This window comes from Enterobacter sp. BNK-29, from assembly GCF_048684785.1.
Lineage (GTDB): Bacteria > Pseudomonadota > Gammaproteobacteria > Enterobacterales > Enterobacteriaceae > Enterobacter > Enterobacter cloacae_M.
Genome location: NZ_JBLQTU010000001.1, coordinates 159,052 through 181,931, shown reverse-complemented (window position 1 = coordinate 181,931; position 22,880 = coordinate 159,052). Strand labels below are relative to the sequence as shown.

Annotated in this window: 19 protein-coding genes; 16 read left to right on the top strand and 3 right to left on the bottom strand. The window is 54.4% G+C overall.

What is annotated here, in order from left to right; translation table 11 throughout:
• Positions 1–14: 14 nt before the first annotated feature.
• The 14 genes from tssH to ACMGGX_RS00780 all read left to right on the top strand — a co-directional run bounded on the left by tssH (position 15) and on the right by ACMGGX_RS00780 (position 17,548).
• Entirely contained in the window at positions 15–2,630 is a 2,616-nt protein-coding gene (tssH, locus tag ACMGGX_RS00845; protein ID WP_420297912.1) for a type VI secretion system ATPase TssH, read from the top strand.
• 24 nt (positions 2,631–2,654) lie between these two features.
• On the top strand, positions 2,655–4,073 hold the full coding sequence (locus tag ACMGGX_RS00840) for a serine/threonine protein kinase (RefSeq protein WP_420297911.1): 1,419 nt from the start codon (positions 2,655–2,657) through the stop codon (positions 4,071–4,073).
• 65 nt (positions 4,074–4,138) lie between these two features.
• Complete coding sequence (locus ACMGGX_RS00835) at positions 4,139–6,679, top strand: type VI secretion system Vgr family protein (protein ID WP_420297910.1); 2,541 nt, start codon at positions 4,139–4,141, stop codon at positions 6,677–6,679.
• On the top strand, positions 6,660–7,172 hold the full coding sequence (locus tag ACMGGX_RS00830) for a hypothetical protein (RefSeq protein WP_348561334.1): 513 nt from the start codon (positions 6,660–6,662) through the stop codon (positions 7,170–7,172). Before ACMGGX_RS00835 ends, ACMGGX_RS00830 begins: the two co-directional genes overlap by 20 nt.
• Before the next feature lie 76 nt (positions 7,173–7,248).
• Positions 7,249–7,803: a hypothetical protein gene (locus ACMGGX_RS00825; protein ID WP_420297909.1), complete on the top strand. Its 555-nt coding sequence runs from the start codon at positions 7,249–7,251 to the stop codon at positions 7,801–7,803.
• Between the two features lie 3 nt (positions 7,804–7,806).
• Positions 7,807–8,883, top strand: coding sequence for a hypothetical protein (locus tag ACMGGX_RS00820; RefSeq protein WP_348561332.1), 1,077 nt, complete (start codon positions 7,807–7,809; stop codon positions 8,881–8,883).
• Between the two features lie 74 nt (positions 8,884–8,957).
• Positions 8,958–9,398, top strand: coding sequence for a DcrB-related protein (locus ACMGGX_RS00815; RefSeq protein WP_181593305.1), 441 nt, complete (start codon positions 8,958–8,960; stop codon positions 9,396–9,398).
• Positions 9,399–9,401: 3 nt separating this feature from the next.
• Positions 9,402–13,826, top strand: coding sequence for an RHS repeat-associated core domain-containing protein (locus ACMGGX_RS00810; RefSeq protein WP_420297908.1), 4,425 nt, complete (start codon positions 9,402–9,404; stop codon positions 13,824–13,826).
• Positions 13,827–13,834: 8 nt separating this feature from the next.
• Positions 13,835–14,398 (top strand): hypothetical protein, encoded by a 564-nt coding sequence (locus tag ACMGGX_RS00805; protein WP_420297907.1) that lies wholly within the window; start codon positions 13,835–13,837, stop codon positions 14,396–14,398.
• 326 nt (positions 14,399–14,724) lie between these two features.
• Complete coding sequence (locus tag ACMGGX_RS00800) at positions 14,725–14,937, top strand: hypothetical protein (protein ID WP_249414577.1); 213 nt, start codon at positions 14,725–14,727, stop codon at positions 14,935–14,937.
• Positions 14,938–15,026: 89 nt separating this feature from the next.
• Positions 15,027–15,509 (top strand): SMI1/KNR4 family protein, encoded by a 483-nt coding sequence (locus ACMGGX_RS00795; protein ID WP_181593302.1) that lies wholly within the window; start codon positions 15,027–15,029, stop codon positions 15,507–15,509.
• 172 nt (positions 15,510–15,681) lie between these two features.
• The gene (locus ACMGGX_RS00790) at positions 15,682–16,155 is read left to right on the top strand and encodes a hypothetical protein (RefSeq protein ID WP_420297906.1); all 474 of its coding nucleotides are present in this window, start codon (positions 15,682–15,684) and stop codon (positions 16,153–16,155) included.
• A gap of 275 nt (positions 16,156–16,430) precedes the next feature.
• The gene (locus ACMGGX_RS00785) at positions 16,431–16,949 is read left to right on the top strand and encodes a hypothetical protein (protein WP_420297905.1); all 519 of its coding nucleotides are present in this window, start codon (positions 16,431–16,433) and stop codon (positions 16,947–16,949) included.
• A gap of 305 nt (positions 16,950–17,254) precedes the next feature.
• Positions 17,255–17,548: a YciI family protein gene (locus ACMGGX_RS00780; RefSeq protein WP_420297904.1), complete on the top strand. Its 294-nt coding sequence runs from the start codon at positions 17,255–17,257 to the stop codon at positions 17,546–17,548.
• A gap of 54 nt (positions 17,549–17,602) precedes the next feature.
• Here the strand turns inward: ACMGGX_RS00780 and ychF are convergent, their stop codons facing one another.
• A complete protein-coding gene (gene ychF, locus ACMGGX_RS00775; protein ID WP_010432886.1) occupies positions 17,603–18,697 on the bottom strand; it encodes a redox-regulated ATPase YchF in 1,095 nt (364 codons plus the stop codon).
• Positions 18,698–18,823: 126 nt separating this feature from the next.
• Positions 18,824–19,408 carry an aminoacyl-tRNA hydrolase gene (pth, locus tag ACMGGX_RS00770; RefSeq protein WP_023336005.1) on the bottom strand — a complete coding sequence of 195 codons (585 nt, stop codon included), beginning with the start codon at positions 19,406–19,408 and terminating at the stop codon, positions 18,824–18,826.
• Positions 19,409–19,682: 274 nt separating this feature from the next.
• Between pth and ychH the strand changes: the two genes are divergently transcribed.
• Positions 19,683–19,958, top strand: coding sequence for a stress-induced protein YchH (ychH, locus tag ACMGGX_RS00765; protein ID WP_039263594.1), 276 nt, complete (start codon positions 19,683–19,685; stop codon positions 19,956–19,958).
• A 119-nt stretch (positions 19,959–20,077) separates the two neighbouring features.
• On the top strand, positions 20,078–21,136 hold the full coding sequence (locus ACMGGX_RS00760) for a MerR family transcriptional regulator (protein ID WP_420297903.1): 1,059 nt from the start codon (positions 20,078–20,080) through the stop codon (positions 21,134–21,136).
• On the opposite strand, the gene dauA is transcribed toward ACMGGX_RS00760, so the two are convergent.
• The gene (dauA, locus tag ACMGGX_RS00755) at positions 21,122–22,801 is read right to left on the bottom strand and encodes a C4-dicarboxylic acid transporter DauA (RefSeq protein ID WP_420297902.1); all 1,680 of its coding nucleotides are present in this window, start codon (positions 22,799–22,801) and stop codon (positions 21,122–21,124) included. The two genes, ACMGGX_RS00760 and dauA, sit on opposite strands and share 15 nt — an antisense overlap.
• Between the last annotated feature and the right edge of the window lie 79 nt (positions 22,802–22,880).

Here is a 22,880-nt window from a genome sequence, read left to right as displayed (position 1 = left end):
TAATGGAAACTAACATGTCAGAAATTAGCCGTGCCGTGCTTTTCGGCAAACTGGATACGCTGTTATTTACCTCTCTGGAAAGCGCCACTGCGTTCTGCAAGCTGCGCGGCAACCCCTATGTTGAGCTGGTGCACTGGCTGCATCAGCTGATGCAGCAGCAGGATGGCGATCTGCAGCAGGTCATCCGCCACTTTGCCCTTGATGAACAGCAGCTGACGCGCGATATCGTTGCCGCGCTGGACGTCCTTCCGCGCGGGGCGAGTTCCGTTTCCGATCTCTCCGAACACATCGACAGCGCCGTGGAGCGCGCCTGGGTCTTCGGCTCGCTGAAGTTTGGCGTCAGCCGTATTCGCGGCGGCCATTTGCTGATCGGCATGCTGAAAACCTGGAACCTGGCTAACGTGCTGAAAAGCATCTCGTCGCAGTTCACCCGCCTTAACGTCGAGGTGCTGATTGAGCAGTTCGACGCGATTTGCGCCAACAGCAAAGAGACGCAGCAGGCCGCTGCCGCCGCAGACGCACCGGCGGGTACGGTACCGGCGGCGCAGGGGACGCTGGCCCAGTACGGCCAGGATCTGACCGCCCGCGCCCGCGAAGGGAAGATTGACCCGGTTGTCGGGCGCGACGAGGAGATCCGCCAGATGGTGGATATCCTGATGCGTCGCCGCCAGAACAACCCGCTGCTGACCGGGGAAGCCGGGGTCGGGAAAACGGCGGTAGTGGAAGGGCTGGCGCTGCGTATTGCCGACGGCGACGTTCCGGAGCCGCTGCAAAATATTCAGCTGTGGCTGCTGGATATCGGCATGCTGCAGGCTGGCGCAGGCATGAAAGGCGAGTTCGAGGCCCGTCTGCAGGCGCTCATTAATGAAGTCCAGTCCAGCGCCACGCCGATCGTTCTGTTTATCGATGAGATCCACACCCTGATTGGCGCAGGCGGCCAGCAGGGGACCGGCGATGCGGCGAACCTGCTGAAGCCTGCCCTGGCGCGCGGTCAGCTGCGCACCATCGGCGCCACCACCTGGGCGGAATACAAAAAGTACATCGAGAAAGACCCGGCGCTGACCCGTCGTTTCCAGACGGTGCAGGTCCACGAGCCGGACGAAGCGAAAGCCATTCTGATGCTGCGCAGCACCGTGTCGCCGCTGGAGACGCACCACCAGGTGCTGCTGCTCGACGAAGCGGTCAGCGCGGCGGTGAAGCTGTCGCATCGTTACATCCCGGCGCGTCAGCTGCCGGACAAAGCCGTTGCGCTGCTCGACACCGCCTGCGCCCGCGTCGCGGTCAGCCAGAGCGCGCCGCCCGCGCAGCTGGAAGACTGCCTGCGCCACCTTGCCGCGCTGGACGTGGAAATTGAGATTGCTGAACGCGAAGCGCGCGTGGGAGCCGGTGACGCCGATCGCGTGACCGCTTTACTCGCCGAACGCGACGCGTATGAAACAAAACGCGAAGCCCTGGCCCGGCGCTGGGAAGAAGAGCGCAGCCTGGTGCAGGAGATTATCCGCCTGCGCGCGGCGCTGTTCGCTGCGGGCGATGACGATAGCGCCGATCTGCGCGGCCAGCTGGCGGAACGGCAGCAGGCGCTGAACGCCCTGCAGGGCGATGAGCCGCTGCTGTTTGCGGCGGTGGATGAAAACGTCGTTGCCGCGGTGGTCTCTGACTGGACCGGGATCCCGCTGGGTCGGATGGTGAAAAACGAGATCGACGCGGTGCTCAACCTCGCCGACACGCTGAACCAGCGCGTTATCGGCCAGCGTCACGGCCTGGATCTTATTGCCCGCCGCGTGAAAACCTCGCGGGCGAAGCTGGACGATCCCAACAAACCGGTGGGCGTCTTTATGCTGTGCGGCCCGTCCGGGGTCGGTAAAACCGAAACCGCGCTGGCGCTTGCGGAATCCCTGTACGGCGGCGAGCAGAACGTTATCACCATCAACATGAGTGAGTTCCAGGAAGCGCACACCGTTTCCACCTTAAAAGGTGCGCCTCCGGGGTACGTAGGGTATGGTGAAGGCGGCGTGTTAACCGAGGCCGTGCGCCGCCGTCCGTACAGCGTGGTGCTGCTGGACGAAATTGAAAAAGCGCACCCGGACGTCCACGAGATCTTCTTCCAGGTCTTTGATAAAGGCTGGATGGAGGACGGCGAGGGGCGCCACATCGATTTCCGTAACACCATCATTATTCTGACGTCTAACGTCGGCACCGACCTGATTAGCGCCATGTGCGCCGATCCGGAGCTGATGCCGGAGCCTGACGCGTTAAGCGGCGCCCTGCGCCAGCCGCTGCTCGAGGTCTTCCCACCGGCGCTGCTGGGTCGCTTGCTGGTGGTGCCGTACTACCCGCTCAGCGACGAGATGCTGGGGCAGATTGTTCGCCTGCAGCTCAAGCGCATTCAGCGTCGTCTGGAAGAGAATCACAGCATTATTTCTGAGTTTGACGACAGCGTGGTGGAACAGATTGTTCAGCGCTGTACCGAGGTGGAGTCTGGCGGCCGCATGGTGGATGCTATTCTGACCAACACCTTGCTGCCTCAGATGAGCCAGATCTTACTTACCGCCAGCCGCAGCGACGAGCAGTACCGACGTCTGCACGTCACCTGCGAGCAGGGCGAGTTTCACTGTCAGTTTGCCGCGTAATAATCATCAAGAGAACTGTAAAAGATGACGGATAATGATAACAATCGGACTGTCCCAAACGCGCTCCCGGTCGGGTACCGCTTCAACGAGTTTGAAATCAAAGAGGTGATCGGCGGCGGCGGTTTTGGCATCGTCTATCGCGCGTGGGATCACCAGCTCGAACGCACTATCGCTATCAAAGAATTTATGCCTTCCTCGCTCGCCGTACGCGGCGACGACATGACCCTGGTGCTGCGCAGCGAGCGCTTTGGCAAAGCGTTTTCCGCAGGCCTGAACAGCTTTATTCAGGAAGCCCGTCTGCTGGCGCGCTTTAACCACCCGAACCTGCTGCACGTCCTGCGTTTCTGGGTGCAAAACGACACGGCCTACATGGGGACGCTGTTTTACAGCGGCACCACGCTTTCGCGCCTGCGTGAGGAAAAGCCGGAGCTGATCAACGAGGCCTGGATCCGCCGCACGCTGCCGATGCTGTTCGGTGCGATCAAGACCATCCACAACGAAGGCTATCTGCACCGCGACATCTCGCTGGATAACATTCAGATCCAGGATAACGGCCTGCCGGTGCTGCTTGATTTCGGCTCCGCGCGCCGCACCATCGGTAATCTTTCCGACGAAACGGAAACCATGCTGCGCCCGGGTTTTGCACCGATCGAGCAGTACACCGACGACAACGAAAGCGAGCAGGGCCCGTGGACGGATATTTACGCCCTCGGCGCGGTGCTGCGTACCCTGATTGTGGGTTCTCCGCCGCCGGTCAGCGTGGTGCGCTCGATTCAGGATACCTGCAAACCGCTGGTGGAAATCATGCCGCAGGGCTATTCCATTCCGCTGCTGCAGGCCATCGACCGCGCGCTGGCGCTGCACATGGAGGACCGTCCGCAGTCCATCGACGAGTTCGCCGCGCTGATAGAGATGCCGGTCGCCGGTATCAACGACGTGCTGACGGCGAAAAAGCCCGGCACGATGCTGGTACCGGTGGAGGAGGAACAGCCGGCTTCGCTGCTCGACTGGCGTCGCTACAAGATCCCGGGCATGGTTGCCGCAGGCGTGCTGGTGGGCGTTGTCGCCGGGGCGATGCTGTTCAGCAGCGGGAATGATGCTCCCGAGCAGGCTGCACAGGCACCGGCAGAGACGCGTCCGACTGAGACCGCCGCAAATGCGCCGGACGTGAAGCCGGAAACGGCGAAGGTTAACGAGCAGGCGACGCCACAGCAGACGCCGCCGCCTGTCGAGAGCCCTGTTGCGCTGGTCTATATCCGTATCCAGGACGGCGAAACGCTGAGAGTGAACGGCGAGACAAAAGCGCTGCGTCCGGCGACCAACGGCTATGCATCGCTCAAGCTGCCGGCCGGTGAGGTGAAGATTGAACTCCAGGGCAACGGAAGAACGCGTGGCCAGACGCTGGATATCACCAAGCCGGGTACCTGGCTGGTGAACCCTTAGAATTACGCTCAGTCACAGATGCGAACCTCTTTTCTGAATCGCATAAGCTAGATGGAATAAAGATTATGCTCAACCGAATTACCGTTCAGCTCCCGGTGGAGGGGCTTCTGTTCTGGAAACTGACGGGCCGCGAGGCGATGTCCGAGTCGTTCGCGCTGACGCTGACCGTGCTCGGCACGGACGCGCGCATCGACCGCAGTAAGCTGCTGGGCCAGCCGGTCACGGTGACCATCCCGACGCAGAACCTGCTGACGTCCCGCTATGTTAACGGCAAGATTACCCGCGTGGCGGTCAGTGCCGTCGAACTGACGGGCACCCGCTATGCGGTGTACCAGCTGACGGTGGAGCCGGACCTGTGGCCGATGAAGCGCGACCGTAACCTGCGTATCTTCCAGGGGCAGACGGTGCCGCAGATTGTCAAAACCCTGCTGGGTGAGCATCAGGTCAACGTTGAGGATAAACTCACCGGCAGCTACCGGGTATGGGACTACTGCGTACAGTATCAGGAGTCGAGCCTGGACTTTATCAGCCGCCTGATGGAGCTGGAGGGGATTGCCTATCACTTCAGCCACGAGGCGGACAAACACACCCTGGTACTGACCGACGCCGCCACGCAGCATCAGCCGTTCAGCGGCTATGAGGTCATTCCTTACCACCAGACGCCGTCAGGCGGCAGCACGGATGAAGAGGGCATCAGCCAGTGGGCGCTGGAGGACAGCGTGACGCCGGGAATTTACAGCCTTGACGACTATGACTTCCGCAAGCCGAACGCGTGGCTGTTCCAGGCCCAGCAGAACCCGGCGTCGCCGAAGCCGGGCAGCATCGACGTGTACGACTGGCCGGGGCGCTTTGTGGACAAAGGGCACGGGGAGTTCTATGCCCGCATCCGTCAGGAGCGCTGGCAGGTTGAGCATCAGCAGATTCAGGCCACCGCCACGGCGGCGGGGATTGCGCCGGGGCACACCTTCACGTTAACCAACGCGCCGTTCTTCAGCGACAACGGCGAGTATCTGGTGACGGCGGCGGGCTATCACTTCGAAGAGAACCGTTACGCCAGCGGCGAGGGTGAAACCATTCACCGTACCGATTTCACGGTGATTCCGTCGGCGGTGGTGTACCGTCCGGCGCAGACCACGGCGTGGCCGCGCACCTACGGCCCGCAGACCGCGAAGGTTGTGGGGCCGAAGGGCGAGAGTATCTGGACGGACAAATACGGTCGCGTGAAGGTGAAGTTCCACTGGGACCGCCTGGCGAAAGGCGATGACACCAGCTCCTGCTGGGTGCGCGTGTCGAGCGCGTGGGCGGGCCAGGGCTACGGCGGGGTGCAAATCCCGCGCGTCGGCGATGAGGTGGTGGTGGACTTTATCAACGGCGACCCGGACCGTCCGATTATTACCGGTCGCGTGTACAACGACGCGAGCATGCCGCCGTGGGCGCTGCCTGCCGCGGCGACGCAGATGGGGTTTATGAGCCGCACGAAGGGGGGCTCCGTAGACAACGCCAACGCCCTGCGGTTTGAGGATAAAGCGGGCGCAGAGCAGGTGTGGATCCAGGCCGAGCGCAACATGGACACCAGCGTTAAGAACGATGAAACGCACAGCGTCGGCGGGGCGCGCAGCCATTACGTGAAGAAAAATGAACTGCACCGCGTGGAAGCGAACCAAACCCAGGCCGTGAAAGGCGGAACCGAGATCCTGACGGGGAAAGGCAAGCTGGATGCGGCGGTGGAGCAGTACGTTATTGCTTCCGGGACGAAGCTGCGGCTGGTCTCCGGTGAAAGCGCCATTGAGCTGAATGCTAACGGCAAGATTAACCTGATCGGCAAAGAGTTTAACTTCTTCGTGGAAGGGGATGGGTATATCACCACGGGCGGTAAGCTGCATCTGAATACCTCTGGCACCAAGCCGGGCACAACGGCACCGGGATCGGGGCATAAAGGGGATATTGATGCGGCGGTGCAGGAGAAATTTGCGCCGGGAAAGGAGAGTAAGGCTGGTGTGGCTGCCAGCGCACCTGCCGAAGCCTCTAAAACCGCTACGCCTCCAGCCTCCAATGCTCCTTCAAGCGGATATGGCAAGGATGTAGATAGTCTTGTCGATAAATCACCTACTATGAAAAATGACATAGCTACGTTAAAGAAACGAGGCTGGACATTTGAAGAAGGTGAGGCAGGTAAGGGGACGTTTGCCAATCGTCAAAAGCGAGTTATTACCGTTGATAAAAACGAGCTCGGTAATCCGAATGCGGTTGTTCAGTCTCTGTCACATGAAAGTGGTCACGCTTTATACGAACCCAACATTGATTTTTCTTCGCGCGACGCCTATCTCAACAGCACACTCAGTGATGAAGGCGCTGCAACGTTGAACAATATCCGGGTCCAGCGCGAAATCATAGCCAACAAGGGTGGAGATATCGGTATTGCGGGCAATCCGGCAAATCAGACACAATATAATCGTATCTATGATTCTCTCGAACGTGGGGCTATAAAGGAAAGTGAAGCGCGTACGCAGATAGGCCGTATCTTTGGCAAAGGCGAACAAACGTCTACCACAGGGCAATATTACGAAGATTATTATGGCGGTTGGTATGATAAAAATTATCCATAGTCTAAAAACGGGTGCGGTGCTTGCGGCTTTATTAACGACGGGAATGGCAGGAGGTAACATGCAGAAACAGGATCTTTGGCAGTTCATTGCACAAATGAGCGCATCACTCAAAACGTTGTCCGTTAACAGTCTGGATAACGCTCCGTTGTCATTCAGGCTGACGAAACAGAATGAATATATCAATTTCTACAATGCCGACGATATCAAACTGGCGGATGGAACGAACATTACTGCAATTGATTTACGCTTAAGTAAAGAAAGTGACGGTATGGCACCGTTACTGAATTTTTCACCGTCCGGCCAGTGCATCACTCTCGATACTGTTAAAAAGCATTATCCGCAACTGACGTTAACTGATTATCCACGAGGCCGCTCTGAGAACGAAGTGACCAGCTATACAGCGCCAAAAGATACGAATGGACAAAAGGTGAGCTTCAGTTTCACCGTGAAAAATCCTGACTGTCTGGGTTCAGTCGTCATAAGCGCCGAATAAGAAACGCTGCTCCCATGTCCTGGCGGTGTTTCCAGTGGTGAGAAGCGCAATAGATATTCATTGAATGACAACTAATGTGAAAAAACACACACCTACATTTCTTTGTTCTGCTCTGATGTTTACCTGTCTGAGCAGCAATGTGGTTTTGGCAGAAGCTATGCCGCCCGTTCTGACAAAACAGGATTTTTCCGTCAAGGTTAAAGGCCAGCCTGCCGCATTAGGCGACAGATGGACTCCTGATATTGCCCGTAAAATTGACGTGCCGCTTGAAGGTCATTTTGTCGGTGAGGTTCCTTTTGACGGAACCCAATATAAGTTCTTCCAGCATCAAAAGGCTGGTTTAGAAATATTCACTTCCAATCTTTGGTGGGATAAAGCCGAGAGAAGTGTTGATGATTATATTGTGTCGCAGATTACGCTAACTGCTGTGGATGGCAAAACAGCCCGAGGGATCCATATTGGTTCAACAATAAATGAACTGAATAACGCTTATGGTAGTGGCCAGGTTGAAAATGATTCCGGGGAACAGTGGATTTCCTATGAATTGGGTAAGAAATTGCTCTCTTTTGAGGTTAAAGACAGTAAGGTTGTGAAAATTACAATGAATTACGAAAATGGTTCTTCAGAATAATTTATGACCAAAAAGTATCTGGCAGCCGTATTGTTCACCGCTTTATTGACAGGCGTTGTTGAAACGTCATCGGCGCTTGAATTATCGCAATACAATAAGCTCGATACGGTTAGCCGCATCGTTAACGACAGCGAAGTGACAGACAATCTCAGGGCGTTGCTGGGAAATCATTACCAGATCTTTATTGATAACTTTGATGTCTTTGGTGAACCGCATACCACCGCAGGTGGCGGATTGTTTGTTGAAGGCTGGCTAAAGGATCTCTATCTGGAGAACGCGTCAGCGCTGGTCATCAATCCTGACGGCAAAATCTTTGCGGCCTGGGTGGTTCCGGAATCGGACGTTATACGATATCGGTCATCTGATAATAGCCCGCTGATAAATGCCGATATTCAGCAGTGGGCTGCCAGATTCAATGCGATGCATTTTGCAACGAACAGCCAGTCAGAACTTGCGTTTGACGGGGAGTGGTCTGGCGAATTCGGGGACGACTCGACGTTAACCCTGCGGTTAGCTGAATCAGGCAACCTTATCACCGGGTCTTATTGCTATATCTCCCAGAAAGGAAACCGCATAGATTGTCCTGAGGATAATGAGCGTAATCTTACAGGTACTATCGCTGGCAATCGTGCCAATATTAAATTCAACTCATCGTTTGGCGGCCCAGGCGGACGTGCTGTTCTGGAAATAAAGGGGAGTGAAATGGAATGGCGTTTAGCTACTCCTCCTCAAAATGGAAATTACTATGCTCCGCTGCGTTATACGTTACGTAAAGCCGCTTCGGTTCATAACGCTGAAACCAGAAAACTGGACACCGAAAAGTTCACTATTTCGCTGATAAACAGGTGCGGCCATTTCGATAGCGAATGTGACCAGATGGCTTATCTCGGCGTGCGCAAAAGTGATAACAGTACGATCTCCTTAAAGGGAAAAACATTCCACGACTCCGCAGATAAAATAATCGGCTCAACGTACAAGAATGGCGAGATCGTTTATACCGTGACGTATGCACCCGCGAAATTGGTTGTCAGCAAAGGCCGCCAGGTTTTAGTCGAACAGTCAGGCCAATGGCGTAAATAATAAAACAGCCAGCCAAAGGGCCAGCATGGTTGGCCTTTTTGTTTCTCACAATATTAATCATCCCGAGTTCACTTATGAAATACACCCTCCAGGAAGGTTCGTTTTCCCTTTTTCCTGCTGCCTGGCAGGATAACAGCATGAATATTATTCGCGATGACGAAAGCGGGCTGTCCGTGGTGGTCAGCCGCGGCGTTATCCCCGATGGCAGCGACTATGAACAAGAGTTCCACCGCCAGTGGGAAGTGCTGCGTCCGCAGATGGGCGAAATTGCCCAGAGCGAATTCCGGAACGTAAAAGCCGGGCCTGACGGAAAAATTAACGGGCTGGAAGTTGAGACCACCTTTGACCGTAACGGGCAGCGCCTGTGGCAAAAACAGATGGCCGTTCAGACGCCGGGTAAACCGGTATTGATGATTTTTACCCTCTCGGCACTCAGGGCATTCACCGAAGAGGACGAGGTGCGCTGGAGCGCGCTTAAGCAGAGTCTGACGCTAAACGACAACCGGAATGTGTAAGGCATGAGCGATAACAACGCGGCCCGTAAGGGCGACGAGATTATTCACTCCAGCATTTTTGCTGACATCACCAGCATTGTGGCGGAAGGTGCCGCCTATGCGGTGATCGGCGCGGCGGTAGGCGCAGCTGCAACCGTAGCGGCGCCATTGCTGGGCGCAGGGGCGGCCGCAGCGGGCGTGGCGGCAATTGGATCCAGCTGTCTGTTAAGCGGGATTATCGGTGGCGTGCTGGCGAACGTGGCGGGGATCACCGACGATATCAGCAACGCCGCTGAGGGGTTAGGCAATGCGCTTTTCCCGCCGTCGCCTGCGGGTAAAATCACTACCGGTTCCAGTAACGTTCTCACCAACGCAATCCCCGCCGCGCGCGCGGCAGGCACGCTGACGCCCGCCGATACGCCGTCTCCTGAGCCGCAGTCGCCGGGCAGCTTTGCCGATTACGCGGGCATGCTGCTTTCCGCCGCCGGACAGTTTGGCAGCGAAATGTGGCAGCCGAGCGTGGCCTCTGCCGCCGCGGGAACCTCACCGCTGGAAGAAGACAAGGTGGCGTGCGAAAAGCACTCCGGGCCGCAGTATCTGGCGGAAGGCTCTAAAAGCGTCTTTATCAACGGGCAGCCCGCGGTGCGTGCCAAAGATCGCACCACCTGCGAAGGCACCGTTTCCGACGACGTCTCCCCGAACGTGATCATCGGAGGCGACACGCTCACGGTCCGCGATATCAAAAGCGGTAAAACGCCGGGTCTGGCGCTGGGGATGATTGCGCTCTCCCTGCTGCGCGGGCGTCCGGGCAAGATCCTGAAAAACATGCCCTGCGCGCTGGCGGCGGCCGGCGGCGGGATGCTGGCCGATATGGCGGTGAATGCCGTGTTTGGCTCCTCGCACCCGGTTCATGCCGCCACCGGCGTGAAGGTGCTGAATGACGACGACGAGCTCGACTTCTCGCTGCCGGGGCGCTTTCCGCTTCGCTGGCAGCGCAGCTACAACAGCCTGACCACCCGGGAAGGGCTGTTCGGTCTGGGCTGGGCAACGACCTTTGACAGCTATCTCACGCTGGAGGACAACAACGCCACCTGGTTCGACGAAACCGGGCGCGAGCTGAGCTTCGAGCTGCCCCCTGTCGACCGCGCGTTTTACAGCATCAGCGAAGGCATTATCATCCGCCGTAATGAGAACGGCGACGTGGCGATTGCCGACGATGACGGCGCGGTGTGGCGTCTGTATAAACCGACCCGGGCGAATCCATCTATCCTGCGTCTGGCCTCCCTCAGCGACGAATACGGCAACGCGCTGCTGACGGAGTGGGACGAGCACGGCAGGCTGGTTGGTCTTCACGACGAGCCGCGGGCGATAGACGTCACTCTGCGCTATGACGATGAACGATTCCCGCATCGCGTTACCGCTGCCAGCCATTTTGACGGCAGCCAGACATGGCCGCTGATGCAGTGGGGCTACGACGCGTGCGGCCAGCTGGCGAGCGCGACGGATGCCTCCGGCGTGGTGACGCGTGAATACCGCTATAACGAGCACGGGCTGATGGTCTGGCACCGGATGCCGGGCGGTCTGGAGAGCGAATACCGCTGGAAAAAATTTGACCACTGGCGCGTGGTGGAAAACCGCACCAGCACCGGCGACGGGTGCCGCTTTAGCTACGATTTAGCCGCCGGGCTGACAACCGTCGAGCACTACGACGGCCAGACGCGCCGCCACTACTGGAACGCGCAAAACCTGATTGTCCGCTACGTTGACGAGCGCGGTGAAAACTGGCTCTACGAGTGGGACGAGAACGAGCTTCTGACGCGTCGCATCGATCCGCTCGGCAATGCCGTTACCTTAGTCTACGACGACATGGGCAACCGGGTTCAGGAGATCGACGCCGACGGCAATACCCGCACCACCGCCTGGCTGGAGCACCGCGCGCTTCCCGCGGCCATTATCGAAGCCGACGGCAGCGCCACCCGGTTCTGGTACGACGAACATCACGGACTGAAGCGCGTGGTAGACCCGATGGGGCAGACCACGCAGCTGCGCCGGGACGAGTTCGGCCAGGTCGTTGAAGAGGTTGATGCCGCCGGAAACAGCCGCTACCAGGAGTACAACGAGGCCGGGCAGATCGTTCGTTCGACGGACTGTTCCGGGCGTATTACCCGCTACCGCTATCACCCGCTGGGCTGGCTGGTGGCCGAGACTGGCGCCGACGGGGAAGAGACGCGATATCGCTACGACGCTGCAGGGCGTCCGGTGCAGCTCGATCGCCCGGAAGGCTGGACGGAATCGCTCAAATGGAACGAACGTGGCCTGCCGGTGAAGCATGCGGGCGCCGACGGTAAGGAAAGTGAGTTCAGATACGATGAGGCAGGGCGCTTAACCGCGACGCGTAATACCCAGGGTGAAGAGGTCCGTCGCCGCTGGGACAGCCGCGGGCGTCTGATTGCCCTGGAAAACGAAAACGGCGAAGCGTATCAGTTCCGCTGGGGGGCGGACTCGCTGCTGCTGGAAGAGGTGGGGCTGGATGGCGTAGCCTCGCAGTATCGCTATGACGCCTGCGGACGCACGATAGCGCGCACGTTTGCCGCCGGTCATCCGGAGGCCATCACCCACGCCTTCGCCTGGAGCGCGAGCGGCCAGCTGGTCGCCCGCACCACGCCGGAGGGGCAGACCCGCTACCACTACACGCCGTCCGGACTGTTAAGCCGGATTGGGCTGCATCCTGCGCTTGCAGCCGACGCGTGGACCACCGAGGCAGAGCAGGAGCTCGCCTTTGAGTATGACGCGCTCGGTCGCGTGACGCGCGAGGCGGGCGAGCACGGCGAGCTGGCGTGGGAGTATGACGCGCTGGGTAATCGCACCTCTATCACGCTTCCCGACGGCCGCGAGCTGAAGCAGTTCTACTACGGCAGCGGGCATCTGCTCAGCATTGCTCTTGATAAGCTGTCGGTCTCCGACTTTACCCGCGACGAACTCCACCGGGAGACCAGCCGCACTCAGGGGCTGCTGACCACCCGCAGCGAATACGATCGTCTTGGCCGACTGCATCGCCGGGACGTCTTTACCGGCAACGCCCAGCGCCCGTCGCCGCGCCGCTGGTCCCGCCGCTGGGATTACGACTACCGCAATAACCTGGTGCGGGAAGAGCGGGACGATAACCCGTTCAGCTGGTACCGCTGGCAGTACGACAGCGCCGGGCGTCTGCTCGTTCAGGACGGCACGCTGCCCGGACAGGAGCAGTGGCGCTGGGACGCTGCCGGCAACCCGCTGGAAGGGGCTGCTGAGAAGGTCACGCACAACCTCCTGACGCAGCTGAACGGCATTCGCTGGGGCTATGACATCCACGGCCGCACCGTGGAGAAAGATAACGGTCAGACCCGCTGGCACTACCGCTACGACGGTGAGCATCGCCTGACGGAAGTCATCAGCCAGCCGCGGGACCGCAACAAGCCGCAGACACAGGTCAGCTTCCGCTACGATCCGCTCGGGCGACGCATCAGCAAAACGCGACGCCAGATGCTGGGCGGGCAGCCAACCGGCAAGCCGGTCACCACCCGGTTTGTATGGGAAGGGTTCCGCCTGCTGCAGGAGGTGCACAGGGATGTGCCGCTCACCTACGTCTACAGCGATCAGGACAGTTACGACCCACTGGCGCGTATCGATGGCGTTGATTCCCCGGAGATTTTCTGGTTCCACTGCCAGCCCAACGGCACGCCGGAGCGGATGACGGATATCGAAGGGCAGGTGCGCTGGGAAGGGGTCAACAGCGCCTGGGGCAAGCTGCTGCGGGAAAGCGAGACGCAGGTATCAGGATATTCTCAGAACCTGCGCATGCAGGGGCAATACCTGGACCGTGAGACAGGGCTGCACTACAATCTGTTCCGCTATTACGACCCGGACTGCGGAAGGTTTACGCAGCAGGACCCGATAGGGCTGGCGGGGGGGATAAACCTTTACCAGTATGCGCCGAATGCGCTGGGATGGGTGGATCCGTGGGGGTTAACTCCTGAAGATCTGATTCGCTACCGCCCACACGATTCTCTTTCTGCTCAAAATGGAGCTAGAAGCTCTGCTATCTCTAGGGCATGGGTGCAAGAAAAAGCCTTATTGCAGGACGGTGGAGCTGGCACCAGGAATTGGACAGCGCAAGAGAGAGATTTAATATTGAAGACTCCGAACAAGAGTCTTACCTCCGTGATGTCACGGGCAGGCTATACTGGGCATCATATCAACTCGGTAGAAGGCAATGGTACGCTTGGTTCTAAATGGCAAGGTGATCCGAGGAATATTGTTTTCTTGAAAAATCATAACCATCCCGACAAGTTCAATGAGCATGTCCATGGTGATCAAGGACATAGAGGGAATACTAAAAACTCGACGCGCGGGCGCTTAATCGATAGAGAAAGAACACTAAAATCCAGACAACGATGTAAGCAATTATAGGGGGAAAGATGAACATAAAAAATGCAGTCCAAGACTTTGTTAGCAAATTCAAAATGAATGATTTAAATATGGGAGAGATAGACTATACAGACGATGAAAATGAAACTTCTTTCCCAGTGAATTTAAATGGCGAAATTCGTTTTTTTTATAGCCATTTGATTTTAAATGACCACCCAACATTTGATGGTACTTTCTTTATACAGATTGTTGAGTCCCAAGAACTTAATGAAATGTTATCAGGCTGGCGAGTTCAAAATGACACGACCTGGCGCGATGAATATATAATCTTTGCTGAAAGAAATGGAGATGTTCTTTTTTGTGATACCCAAAATATTGCATCTCCTGTTTATGGTAGTATTCAAAAAAGAAATTTCATTATTTCCAATTCGTTAGCCGACTTTTTGGATGCTTTTTGTTCTGCCATTGAGATAGAACAAAGTAAATATGATGGTGATGCTACAGATGATGATTTTAATTTCAGAGAGGACTTTCTGGAAGATATCGATTTAATGCTAAAAAGCAAGCTTAAGGATGTTGAGGCAGAAGCTTTTAAATATTTCTTTTTTGGTTAGTTAACAATAAAAACTTACTTTTTTAAAGACCTCCATGCTTCTGAAGGCATTTATCCCTTATATCCCTTTTATATAGGCAAGGAGGTCTCTTTTCGAATGATAATGAATAAATATATGAAAAACGTATGCTATAAATTCGATGAAAAAAGAGTCACATCTCTTGTAGAAAAGGAAACTAGTTACACGACAACCAAAAATACGCCGAAGCTTTAGAGCAATACCAAAAAGCCTGGCAAGCTCTTCCTGAGCCAAAGTTTGAATCGGAATTTGCTAACTGGATCGCTGTGTGCATGTACAGCGCTTACTTTGATCTTGAGGATTACGATGTGGCGAAGAAATGGAGAGAGACGACGTTGCGCACTCGTGGATCGAATATAGACACTGCACCATCAATCGACCTCGGCATGGTCTGTTACGAGTTGAATCAATTCGATGAAGCGTATAAATATTTTAACGATGCTTATAACTACGGCAAAGAGCGTGCGTTTAAGCATAGGCCTAAAAAATATCTGGAATTTTATTTAGGCAAAAGAACATGAAGCCCTCGCTGTTTTACATTACTTAGACAGCTAGAATAAGTGTGTTCCACATAATTGCATACGAAGAATAATCATTAAGCTACATACTCATGAATAATATCATTAACTGTGAAAAAAATATTGGACGTGCCGATATTACTAAAACGGAAGAGAAATTATCTATTACTCTTCCGGATGATTTCGTTTCACATTATCTGCAATTTAATGGTGGCATTTCTGAGAAAAGCTGGTGGGACGGTGATGAAGATTTTGAGCCAATAGAGGTGGCTGCGTTTAAGCCGTTTGCTTATAATAGTCAGACAAATAATGCCCCTGAATCTTTAATTGACGGTTGCTATATCAGCATGGTGGATAGGGAGGTGATTCCTAAAAACCTGCTTCCTTTCGCAAATGATTGGGGAGGGAATTTCTTCTGCCTGGATTTAGATAATTACTCAATTGTATATTTTGCTACAGATTCTTTTGATGAGGATTTGACTATGCAAGAGAATCACAGAAAACTTCAAAGATATCTGACAAATTCATTTGCCAATTTTGTTAACGGATTAGTAGCAGAAGAGGATCTTTCTTAAAGAATATTTAAAAAATTAATCGATTTATTTAATTCGATTGCTGTTATTTCGGCATTCATATTTTTAATAAAGCTCTCCGACACAAACCATAGGGTTTTATTATAAAGCAGCATGACAGGCTTGGTGGTATGAAAGTACCTAAGACCCCATGTAGAATAAATCAGGTTAAAACATGAAAATATCCCAGTTAGCAAAATATAGGTTAAATAATATTAATTGGCTTGTTAATTTTGGTGTAGCAACGACACTCCCTGGTGTTATCCAGGCTCAGTCCCTTAGTTTATTTATAAAAGAATTGAATAGCGATGAATGGGAAGGTACCACCTTGGTGGTTGGTAATAAAATAACGGATTATCTCGCAAAAAAACACACTAACAAGTATCAGCACTGGAATTCTACAGTCAAAGAAGCTAAGAATGTTGTGGAGAATGATATTATCCCAAAAATAATCTTCCCGGAGTCTGAAAAAGACTCAATGACTGATAACTTAAAATGGGACCTTGTGAATTACTTGCTTGAAGACGCGTATAGTACTTTTCTTCAAGAGCCATTCTTTTTTGACGGATTAATTAATGTTTATGAAGCTGGGCATATGCCCTGTGGATGGTCAGGTACTTGGCCAGCGGGCAAACTAGTTATCTATTGATAGATCACGCGCAAAAAAATCCGCGCCAAGGCGTGGATTTTTTTTCATTCAAAACAAATCAAACGTTAAACAAGAAGTTCTTAACATCGCTATCTTTAACGATTTAATCTTTCCCTTCCGCACGTATCTTGCAATCCGTTAAATCAAGGTGGGTTAGCTCCTAAGCGTGTCGATCCGATAACGCCAGGTAGATCGTATGAATTACCATCAATATGGGCAGAATGGCTTGAAGAAGTAGCGATTCCAGGCTCGGGGAATCTAAAATAGGTTACTATATGAACGTTAATAAAGATGATGAACTCCTTGTAATAGTAAAGAACGAAGGAAGATTTTATTGGTTCGTTGCCTTTAAAGAAATGTGGGTTTTGGACAGAGTTCAATGGATAGACGATTTTGTGAAAAACAAGGTAGAAATAAACCTACAGGATATCCATAAGGAAAGATATGACATACCAGTAGTAAATGAAAAAAACGCACAGATATTCATTGGTAACTTAATTAAAGATGGTTATTTATACGATAAGGATGATATAGCTGAGGCGTTTTACAATAGGCTTTCAGGAAAAACAACCTGGTGGGATATTTATGATCTAATGCCGGATTTATTTATAGACTTTGAAAGTAAGCGACTATATTCTGAATATGTTGAGAGTATGCATTACCACAAATATGTTCCTGATGGTTGGTTCGGCGAACTTGTTGATTTCTGCAGTGATGGATCGTTACCTCAAGATGAAATGTTCTGGATAAAAAATGAAACAGATTATAGGAGTGTTGTGATCGCTAAAGGATAAAAATATACTTTCGGCATATCATTTTTATACTATGTAATGTTAGATTCAACACGTTAATTAGTCCTTGTATTAAATGAACAAAAGCCGTTACCAGCCGTTTTGACAAATATCCATGCAATCTGTGAAAAAGTATATTTTTCTGCACCTCCCAAAAGGTCTTTTTTTATTGCTTAACATTCACTCTTACAAGGGAAGTCGTCTTAAGATTAAAATACACATAAACGTTATAACAATACCCGGGGACAAAAGAGGAGCTGCATAAGCAGTTCCAACAAGCGGTTTAAAACAGAGCTAAGAGGCAAAGGATGAGCACGGTTTACATTGTCATTTTAACCTATATCAAACCACTCGAAGAGATTGACGCAGCGATACCTGCTCATGTTGAGTGGCTTAAAAAAAGGTACGCAGAGGGGATTTTCCTGGCGTCCGGTAGACGGAACCCAAGAAACGGTGGGGTCATTCTCGCGAAATGTGAGAGTCTTGACTCTCTTGAGGAGCACTTACGCGAGGATCCTTTTCAGACGTTAAAGCTTGCGACTGTTGAAATCATTCCCTTTGAACCCAGCATGAAAACAGAACTCCTGGAAAATGTGTTTTAACCCCGCAATAAAAAAATCCACGCCAGGGCGTGGATTTTTTTCATTCAAAACAAATCAAACGTTAAACAGGAAGTTCATCACATCGCCATCTTTAACGATGTAATCTTTCCCTTCCGCACGCATCTTGCCTGCTTCTTTCGCGCCTTGCTCACCCTTGTAGGTGATAAAGTCTTCAAACGCGATAGTCTGTGCACGAATAAAGCCTTTCTCGAAGTCAGTGTGGATTTTACCGGCCGCCTGAGGTGCAGTCGCACCTACAGGAATCGTCCACGCACGCACTTCTTTCACGCCAGCGGTGAAGTAGGTTTGCAGGTTCAGCAGCTCATATCCCGCGCGAATTACGCGGTTCAGGCCCGGCTCTTCCAGACCCAGCTCGGCCATGAACTCTTCACGGTCAGCGTCGTCCAGCTCGGCGATGTCGGATTCAACGGCAGCGCAAACCGCCACAACCACAGAACCTTCAGCCGCTGCGATTTCGCGCACTTTGTCGAGGTACGGGTTGTTCTCGAAACCGTCTTCGTTAACGTTGGCGATGTACATGGTTGGCTTCAGGGTCAGGAAGCTCAGGTATTTGATCGCCGCCTTGTCTTCTTCAGTCAGGTTTTTCAGCGCGCGCAGCATGCCCGCGTTTTCCAGCTGTGGCAGACATTTTTCCAGCGCAGCCAGTTCCGCTTTCGCGTCCTTGTCGCCGCCTTTGGCTTTCTTCTGCACGCGGTGAATAGCGCGTTCACAGGTGTCGAGGTCAGAGAGCGCCAGCTCGGTGTTGATGACGTCGATGTCGTCAGCCGGATCCACTTTGTTGTTTACGTGGATGATGTTGTCGTTCTCGAAGCAGCGCACGACGTGGCCGATCGCTTCGGTTTCACGAATGTTGGTCAGGAACTGGTTACCCAGGCCTTCACCTTTGGATGCGCCTTTTACCAGGCCCGCGATGTCCACGAACTCCATGGTGGTTGGCAGAATGCGCTGCGGCTTCACGATTTCCGCGAGCTGGTCCAGACGCGGATCCGGCATTGGCACAACGCCGGTGTTAGGTTCGATGGTACAGAACGGGAAGTTCGCCGCTTCGATACCCGCTTTGGTAAGCGCGTTAAACAGGGTGGATTTGCCCACGTTTGGCAGACCGACGATACCGCATTTGAATCCCATTTCTAAATCACCTTAATATCTTGATAATCAATCCGTTAACGATAACCGACTGATGAAAAGTAAATAACTACGCCTATTATACACGTAACCCGCATGACGCGCGGTAAAAAAGCCGGATCGGGTGGATTATTGCGCTTTGAAAGCGTGCAAGCGGTTTGTCGCTTTGGTTAACCCATCTTTCAGCCAGATTTCGGTGCAGCGTGCCGCTTCGTCTACCGCCTCGTCAATCAGTTTCTGCTCAGAAACCGGGGGCTTACCGAGTACGAAACCGACAACTTTGTTTTTATCGCCCGGATGGCCGATTCCAACGCGCAAACGGTGGAAATTCGGGTTATTGCCCAGCTTGCTGATGATGTCTTTAAGGCCGTTGTGGCCGCCGTGCCCGCCGCCCAGCTTGAATTTTGCCACGCCGGGCGGGAGATCCAGCTCATCGTGTGCGACCAGAATTTCATCCGGATTGATGCGATAAAACGTTGCCATTGCCGCCACCGCTTTACCGCTCAGGTTCATAAAGGTGGTGGGCACCAGTAAACGAACATCCGCGCCAGCAAGGTTGATACGTGAGGTATACCCGAAGAATTTAGGTTCTTCACGCAGGGGAGCACGTAACCGCTCGGCCAGCAGATCGACGTACCATGCCCCGGCGTTGTGGCGGGTGGCCGCATACTCTGCGCCCGGGTTGGCGAGGCCGACAATCAGTTTAATCGTCACGATTCAATTCCTAATGGGTTCCAGATCTGGCGCGTAGTTTACTGTCTGGCGCGCCGCTTGACAAAATTCTGCGATCTTCTCGGCGAAATACGAATAATTTCTGATTTGAACAATTAGAATTTCAAGCTGTTCAAAGCCTTATTTGTAAACTTTTGTTTGGGACTTATCTGTAATTGTGATCATTCACGCAACTCATAAAAGGGGCGTTGTCTATACTTTACACACAAGGATTAGGGGCTTTTCCCCTGACAACCCAAAGTTCCGGAGGTGACACATGAAACGCAAAAACGCTTCGTTACTCGGTAACGTACTGATGGGATTGGGGCTGTTCGTGATGGTAGGCGGCGTGGGTTATTCCATTTTAAACCAGTTACCTCAGATTGACCTCCCGCAATACTTCGCGCACGGCGCGATATTGAGCATCTTCGTTGGTGCGGTATTGTGGCTGGCCGGGGCGCGCGTGAGCGGTCATGAGGAAGTCTGCGATAAATACTGGTGGGTGCGCCACTACGACAAACGCTGTCGTCGCGATCAGCATAAGCACAGCTAGTGCCTGATAAAGAACGCCGAAACGGCTCCCGCGGGAGTCGTTTTTTTTGCATCAAGGGTTGACCCTCACGTAACGTAAGGCTCCAGAGTGGCGCCACTGGCAAAGAAAAAGGAGCAGTTATGTTGATTCAGGTGGGTGAGCTGGCGAAACGCGCCGGGATCACCGTGCGGACATTGCACCACTATGAGCAAACAGGGTTGCTGCTGCCTTCTGCCAGAAGCGCGGCAGGTTACCGGCTTTACAACCTGGCGGATGTCCAGCGTCTGCACATGATCCAGGCGCTGGCAAAAGCGGGGCTGGAACTTGCTGAAATCAGGGATTTCCTGGAACAGGAGTCGCTGTCGTTAACCGAGCTACTCGATGCGCAAATCACGCTGCTGGATAAACAGCTGCGCAGCATACATACGCTGCGCGACCGGCTGGTGGAGCTGCGGACCGGGCTTCGCGACGATGCGACGCCGGATCTGGAATCCTGGCTACAGACTCTGGAGTTAATGAATATGTACGATCGCTGGTTTAGCAAAGAAGAGTTACAGCAGCTGCCGTTTGCGGTGCAGAAGGATGCGCTGGCGGCTATCTGGTCAGGGCTTGTTGCAGAGGCCAACACGCTACTGGAGCAGCGCATACCCGCTACGAACGCGCGGGCGATGGATCTGGCGACGCGCTGGATGGAACGCCTTGAGCAGGACACGGCGGGCAAGCCGGAGTTTCTCACCCGGCTGAACGAAATGCACAGCGTTGAACCGCAGATGCAGGCTCAGACCGGCATCACGCCGGAGATGACGGATTACATCACGCGCGCGTTTGCTGAGTCTAAGCTCTCCATATGGGAGAAGTATCTCACTGCCGAAGAGATGGCCTTTACCCGGGCACACTACTTTGACCGCATGATGGAGTGGCCGCCGCTGGTGGCGAAACTGCATCAGGCGCAGCGGGATAATATCGATCCTGCCTCGGATGAGGCGCAAAAGCTGGCTGAAAACTGGCTGGCATTGTTCCAGTCTTACGCGGGCACCAACCCGGAAACTCAGCAAAAGTTTCGCGCTGCCATGCAGCAGGAGCCGCACCTGATGAAAGGAACCTGGATGACGCCTGCCGTGCTTGCATGGCTCCAGCAGGCGATCGGGGTGATGATGCAGAGACGTTTCTCTGCATCAGGTCACTCACAGATCCGCTAACGCGGCTTCACGGTTAGGGTAGAAGGAGAGTCGGCCAGGGATAGGCTGGACGCCCGCACGCGCCATGGTGCGCAGAGGCTGGAATTCCAGGTTACTCACCCGCAGCTCGCAGCCTTCCGGCAGACGTGCCACAAAGCGCTGGAAGGCATCCAGGCCGCCTGCATCCAGCACCGGTACGGCATCCCATTTCAGCACCACAACCCGTTTGCCCGCGATGCGGGACTCCAGATCGCTGAACAGACCTTCCGCCGCGGCGAAGAACAGCGGGCCAATCACGCGCAGCACCAGCACATCGTCAGGCACCTCGACGTTAACCGGGGAAAGGCGCGTCATCTGCGCAATACGGCGCATAAACAGCAGGGAAGCCAGCACGATCCCGACGCTGATGGCGATAACCATATCGAACAGCACGGTCAGCGACATGCAGATCAGCATCACGATGATGTCGTCTTTCGGCGCGCGACGCAGCAGGTTCACCACCTTGTGCGCCTCGCTCATGTTCCAGGCCACCATCAGCAGCAGGGCGGCCATGGCGGAAAGCGGTAGCCAGGAGAGCAGCGGGGCGAGGATCAGCAGGGCGAGGATCACCAGCACGGAGTGGATAACCGCCGAAACCGGTGAGGTTGCACCCGCGCGCACGTTGGCCGCAGAACGGGCGATGGCTGCCGTTGCGGTAATACCGCCGAAGAACGGCGCGACGAGGTTGCCTAATCCCTGACCGACCAGTTCGCTGTTGGCTTTGTGCTTGGTGCCGGTCATGCCGTCCAGAACGACGGCGCAGAGCAGGGATTCAATCGCCCCCAGCATTGCCATAGAGAACGCGGCGGGGAGCAGGGCTCGCAGTGAATCCCAGCTTAGGGTGAAGCTGGAGCCGGGCATGTCCCACGGCAGCACCAGCTGCGGTAGCAGTTGCGGAATACCGCTACCCTGTGAACCGTCCGCCAGAACATAGTGGAACTGCGAGCCGATAGTCGCGACGTGACCACCGAGCATATTGACGATCGCCATCACCGCGCAGCCCAGCAGCAGCGCGGGCAGATGGCCCGGCAGACGAATACCGAGGCGAGGCCAGACGATCAGCGTGCCCAGCGTCACAATCCCGATGGCGGCGTCGCCCAGGTTGGCCGTCGGCAGCGCCATAAACAGCGCCCACACTTTTTGCAGATAGTGCTCCGGTATGTGGGGCATCTGCAGGCCGAGGAAATCTTTGATCTGCATGGTTCCGATGGTGATACCAATCCCCGATGTGAACCCCAGCGTTACGGAAAGGGGAATATATTCAATCAGGCGACCAAAGCGGGCCAGACCAAACAAAATCAAAAAGACGCCGGACATCAGGGTGGCGACCAGCAGGCCTGCCAGACCAAACTGCTGCGAAACCGGGTAGAGGATCACCACGAAGGCGGCGGTCGGGCCGGAGACGCTGAAGCGCGAACCGCCCGTCAGGGCAATGACAATCCCGGCAACGGCCGAGGTGTACAGGCCGTACTGCGGCGCAACGCCGCTGCCAATCGCCAGCGCCATCGCCAGCGGGATGGCGATAATGCCGACGGTGATCCCGGCAATCAGGTCACGGACAAAGCGTGACGAGGTGTACTTCTCTTTCCAGCAGGCGTCGATGAGGGCGCGAAAGGGCAGAACATGTGAGGAGGCTACGTTTTTCACAATTATCTATCATCCGTATGCGCATCATCTGTCATGTGAATGGCAGGTGAAGGAGGCATTAATCATACAAATAAAACCC

Coding starts and splice junctions, on each gene's coding strand:
- tssH (WP_420297912.1), top strand. CDS start 15: ATGTCAGAAATTAGCCGTGCCGTGCTTTTCGGCAAACTGGATACGCTG.
- ACMGGX_RS00840 (WP_420297911.1), top strand. CDS start 2,655: ATGACGGATAATGATAACAATCGGACTGTCCCAAACGCGCTCCCGGTC.
- ACMGGX_RS00835 (WP_420297910.1), top strand. CDS start 4,139: ATGCTCAACCGAATTACCGTTCAGCTCCCGGTGGAGGGGCTTCTGTTC.
- ACMGGX_RS00830 (WP_348561334.1), top strand. CDS start 6,660: ATGATAAAAATTATCCATAGTCTAAAAACGGGTGCGGTGCTTGCGGCT.
- ACMGGX_RS00820 (WP_348561332.1), top strand. CDS start 7,807: ATGACCAAAAAGTATCTGGCAGCCGTATTGTTCACCGCTTTATTGACA.
- ACMGGX_RS00815 (WP_181593305.1), top strand. CDS start 8,958: ATGAAATACACCCTCCAGGAAGGTTCGTTTTCCCTTTTTCCTGCTGCC.
- ACMGGX_RS00810 (WP_420297908.1), top strand. CDS start 9,402: ATGAGCGATAACAACGCGGCCCGTAAGGGCGACGAGATTATTCACTCC.
- ACMGGX_RS00805 (WP_420297907.1), top strand. CDS start 13,835: ATGAACATAAAAAATGCAGTCCAAGACTTTGTTAGCAAATTCAAAATG.
- ACMGGX_RS00795 (WP_181593302.1), top strand. CDS start 15,027: ATGAATAATATCATTAACTGTGAAAAAAATATTGGACGTGCCGATATT.
- ACMGGX_RS00790 (WP_420297906.1), top strand. CDS start 15,682: ATGAAAATATCCCAGTTAGCAAAATATAGGTTAAATAATATTAATTGG.
- ACMGGX_RS00785 (WP_420297905.1), top strand. CDS start 16,431: ATGAACGTTAATAAAGATGATGAACTCCTTGTAATAGTAAAGAACGAA.
- ACMGGX_RS00780 (WP_420297904.1), top strand. CDS start 17,255: ATGAGCACGGTTTACATTGTCATTTTAACCTATATCAAACCACTCGAA.
- ychF (WP_010432886.1), bottom strand. CDS start 18,697: ATGGGATTCAAATGCGGTATCGTCGGTCTGCCAAACGTGGGCAAATCC.
- ychH (WP_039263594.1), top strand. CDS start 19,683: ATGAAACGCAAAAACGCTTCGTTACTCGGTAACGTACTGATGGGATTG.
- ACMGGX_RS00760 (WP_420297903.1), top strand. CDS start 20,078: ATGTTGATTCAGGTGGGTGAGCTGGCGAAACGCGCCGGGATCACCGTG.